5 protein-coding genes are annotated in these 3,726 nt (G+C 57.1%); 2 read left to right on the top strand and 3 right to left on the bottom strand.

The window, feature by feature from the left end:
• Together VKV29_RS07725 and VKV29_RS07720 are read left to right on the top strand one after the other, a co-directional pair.
• On the top strand, window positions 1-1,195 hold a 1,195-nt coding region (locus VKV29_RS07725), incomplete at its 5' end, for a PDZ domain-containing protein (protein ID WP_324200732.1).
• A 98-nt stretch (window positions 1,196-1,293) separates the two neighbouring features.
• Complete coding sequence (locus VKV29_RS07720) at window positions 1,294-1,494, top strand: hypothetical protein (RefSeq protein ID WP_324200731.1); 201 nt, start codon at window positions 1,294-1,296, stop codon at window positions 1,492-1,494.
• A gap of 412 nt (window positions 1,495-1,906) precedes the next feature.
• On the opposite strand, the gene VKV29_RS07715 is transcribed toward VKV29_RS07720, so the two are convergent.
• From VKV29_RS07715 to VKV29_RS07705, 3 genes are all read right to left on the bottom strand, one after another.
• Window positions 1,907-2,884, bottom strand: a complete 978-nt coding sequence (locus tag VKV29_RS07715; protein ID WP_324200730.1) for a UTP--glucose-1-phosphate uridylyltransferase — start codon at window positions 2,882-2,884, stop codon at window positions 1,907-1,909.
• Between the two features lie 93 nt (window positions 2,885-2,977).
• Window positions 2,978-3,310 carry an anti-sigma factor family protein gene (locus tag VKV29_RS07710; RefSeq protein ID WP_324200729.1) on the bottom strand — a complete coding sequence of 111 codons (333 nt, stop codon included), beginning with the start codon at window positions 3,308-3,310 and terminating at the stop codon, window positions 2,978-2,980.
• Window positions 3,297-3,726 (bottom strand): RNA polymerase sigma factor (locus VKV29_RS07705; protein WP_324200728.1); only part of this gene is annotated, 430 nt, incomplete at its 5' end. The genes VKV29_RS07710 and VKV29_RS07705, both read right to left, overlap by 14 nt.

Below are 3,726 nucleotides of genomic sequence, written 5' to 3'. Positions count from 1 at the left end.
GTTTCCTCAACGCGCTACAGCTGCCGGCTCTGGGGTCATTGTGCGTAGCGACGGCTATGTCATTACCAACGACCACGTGGTGGCCGGCGCGGATAAGGTGACGGTTCAGTTGATGGACGGACGCACCTTCGTTGGGAAAGTCTATCGTGACCCCCGTAGCGACCTTGCGTTGATCAAAATCAACGCGGATAACTTGCCCGCCGTGCAGTTCGCCAACTCCGACGACGTGAAAGTGGGCGAGCTTGCCCTGGCCTTTGGAAGCCCCTTTGAGCTTAGCGACACGATGACCATGGGGATCGTCTCCTCACTGCATCGGCACTTCGAGGTCACGGAGGGAACGAACGGTTACTACTATCCAGACCTCATTCAGACCGATGCCAGCATCAACCCCGGCAACTCCGGTGGTCCTTTGGTAGACATCTATGGGCGCGTCATCGGCATCAACACGGCCATCGAAAGCCAAACGGGCGGCAACGTTGGCATAGGCTTTGCCATCCCCTCCAACACCGTTCGCTATGTGATGGATCAGCTAATTGCCAAGGGCCGTGTTGTACGGGGTTATCTAGGTGTGGTACCCTCAACCCTCAGCTACGATCAGGCGCAGATGCTTGGGGTTAAACAGGGGGCCTTCATCCAGATGGTGGAGGACGGCAGCCCCGCCGCAAAGGCGGGAATGCAAGCCGGCGACGTGGTAATCCGATTCAATAATCAGCCCGTTACCGACGAGGCCAGCTTCCGCGACCTCGTGGCGCGAACGGCGCCAGGCACAACCGTTCCCGTTGAGGTCTACCGAGATGGTCACGATCTCACCCTGAATGTAACGGTAGGTGAGGCGCCTTCCGACAAAACCGAGCAACCCCAACAACAGCAGGAGATGCGAAAGGCGCGCGGGCGTATGGGCATCGAGATCGGCGACGCAAGCGACCCCGACATCCGCAAGAAGTTCCAGCTGAATAGCGACGTGAAGAGCGGTGTCGTGGTGCTAAACGTCTACCCGAATAGCCCCGCCGCCGATGCCGGCATTCAGCCGGGAGACGTGATCATCGCCCTTAACGGAAAGCCGATTAAGGATGCGCAAGCTCTCTCCGATGCGCTCGCTGCGGAACCCTCCGGTGCCACGGTGCGGGTGACGGTGCGGCGGTTCTCGGCTAACGGCCCGGGTGAGACTTTGGTGCTCTTCGTCACCCTATATTAACGCTGAATCGAGCGCACCATGAAAACGGTTTCTTGAAGTGGGGTTAAACCCCACTTCAAGAACATTCTCCAAAAACAGGAAAAGGTAAGGATACAAAGATGGCACAGACGATTACCGACACTCAAGAGTCAAAAGACACCATCCGAGTGCCGGACTGGCTCTATACCTTCTCGGATGAGCAGTTCGTTTTCTGGTGCAACCAATATAAGCTTCAGGTGTGTGAAGAGGTGCGCCCCTTCTCGCGTGAGGAACGCGCCGCCATCTATCGCTATATGGTGCGCCAACATCTCATAGAATAGCTGTTGCTCATCTCCATGAAGAGAACCCGCACCTAAGCGTGCGGGTTTTTCTTGCTTAAAACTTTTCGGTCTTCTTGTCCCGCAAAAGAGGAGGGGCGGGGGCTGTTGAGGCTGCCAATTGCTTCGGTTCTAGAGGCAGTTTGCAAAACAAGCCGACTTTGTTCGCCCCCTATCCCGTCCTTTCCCCCGATTCGGGAGGTGCTAGCGCACGGCGATGCAGCGGTCTTGCAGACAGCGATGCAGCGGCCAATGAGATAGGCGATGGAGGGAATAAAAACAGGCCGCAAAGGCGCCGTCCGCGAGGACGCCCCCCGCGAGGTGCTCCTCTCCCCCTGCAGGGGGAGGGGGACATGGAGGGACACCCCTTGAGGAATCGCTGCCCGGTACGTTCCCTATCCCTTCTTTGCCTTTCTCAGTCCTGACGGAACGGTTCGGGAACCTGTTTTTGGGGCACGGCCAAAGTGCGCACCAGGGCAGCCAGCATCTGCTCCTTATAGACGGAGTTGAGGGCAAGCGCCGCCTGGGTCTGTGCATATCCAAACGGAATGCCTATATCGTGCCGATCACCTACTGCCTCAAAAGCGATGACCCGCTCGCCGGCAGCCCGTGCCCGCTCCTGGGCGCTCGTCAGCTGGAACTCGCCTTTTTCCCGAAGATCGTTATCAATGGCATATTTCAGGCTGTCGAAGATGGCCGGGGTAAAGATGTGCATGCCAAAGAAACAGAGATACATCCCATGCAGCAGGCCTGCTTGTCGCAGATGCTTTTCGGCATACTCGATGGTGGGCTTTTCATAGATAGCATGTACCTCGTAGACCGGGGGTTGTTCTGCGATGCGTTCTCCGCAGACGGTGCCGAACAGGTGAAGCAACTCCGATGGGGTCTGCTGTACGGCGGAGACGGAACACTCATATCGCTCGTAGATGTCCATGATTTGGCGGGCGCACGGCTTTTGTTCTCCGGTAGTGTAGATGTGGTCGCCCAGCATCAACAAGAACGGCTCGTCTGCCACCCAATCGCGGGTTAGGTAAACCGCATGCCCGAAGCCCTCTGGGCTTTCTTGCACCACAAAGGTCAGTCGGGCTGCGATCTGCTGCAGTCGAGCCGATTGCAACAAAGCCCAATCTTTTCCCTTGAACAGGCGTATCTCCTCGTTGGTCAGCGGTCGAAAATGCTGCTTTATCTGAGGATAGTTCGTCGGGTTCACTACCAGACAAACCTCTTCGATGCCGCTTTCCAGAGCCTCCTCGATGATGATCTGAATGGCCGGCTTGCAGATGCCATCGCGGTCCATAAGCGGCAGCATCTCTTTCTGAATGGTGTTGGTGGCCGGATACATGCGGGTGCCGCGTCCGGCGGCGGTAATGACCGCTTTTTGTACTTTGCTCATAGTATCTTTTGGGGAAAGCGCGTTTCGTCGGACTTGAACTAACGTTTGGTTAAGCTGTCCACAACGCTTTTTCGCCCAAAACCTCCTTTCGTTTTAATATTCCGAATCGGTATTCGTATCGCCCTGAAGAAAAGGGAGTTGGCGCTGCGTTGGCGAGGGCGGTTCCGTTTTTGGAAACAGGGCTTCAAACTGAGCTTGCAGCCGCGCCTGTGCGCGCTCTACATAGGCCGGGGAAGGCTCGGCCCGAGGAACGGCCTGACGCACCATGGCCCGCACCGCCTCCAGCGCTTTGAACCGATGCGCACATCGCCCGCAGCGCAACAGATGCCGCTCCAAACGCTGTTTGGCTTCATCCGGCAATAGGCCATCTACGGCCAGGTCAATAAAAGTTTCCATATCGTCGCATCGCATTTCAGCTTTCATCATCCTCCAACATCGCCGTAAGCGTTCGGCATAGGGAGCGTCGCGCCCGATAGAGTAGGGATTTCGTCGCCTCCACAGAACGCCCCAACATCACGGCGGCCTCCCGCGCATCCCACTCCTCTACGTCGCAGAGCATAAGCACCGTTCGCTGATCTTCGGGCAATTGATCTAACGCCTGACGCACCAGCAAAGCGTTTTCCACCTGCCGATAGGGTTGGCGGCAATCCTTTTGAGCCTCGATGTCCTGAGCCTCTAAAAGCAGTAGGCGCGGTTGGCGAAGGCGATCTCTACACAGATTACGAACGATGCCGAACAGCCAGGCCCGAAAGGGCGCCTCTCCTCGAAACGAAAACGCGCGTTCAAACGCCCGTAGAAACGCCTCCGATGTTACCTCCTCGGCATCTTCGCGGTTGCGCAGC

This window comes from Chthonomonas sp. (assembly GCF_035294165.1).
Taxonomy (GTDB): Bacteria; Armatimonadota; Chthonomonadetes; order Chthonomonadales; family Chthonomonadaceae; genus Chthonomonas.
Note: the sequence above shows the minus strand (reverse complement) of the source record. Positions and strands in the feature narration are given on the sequence as shown.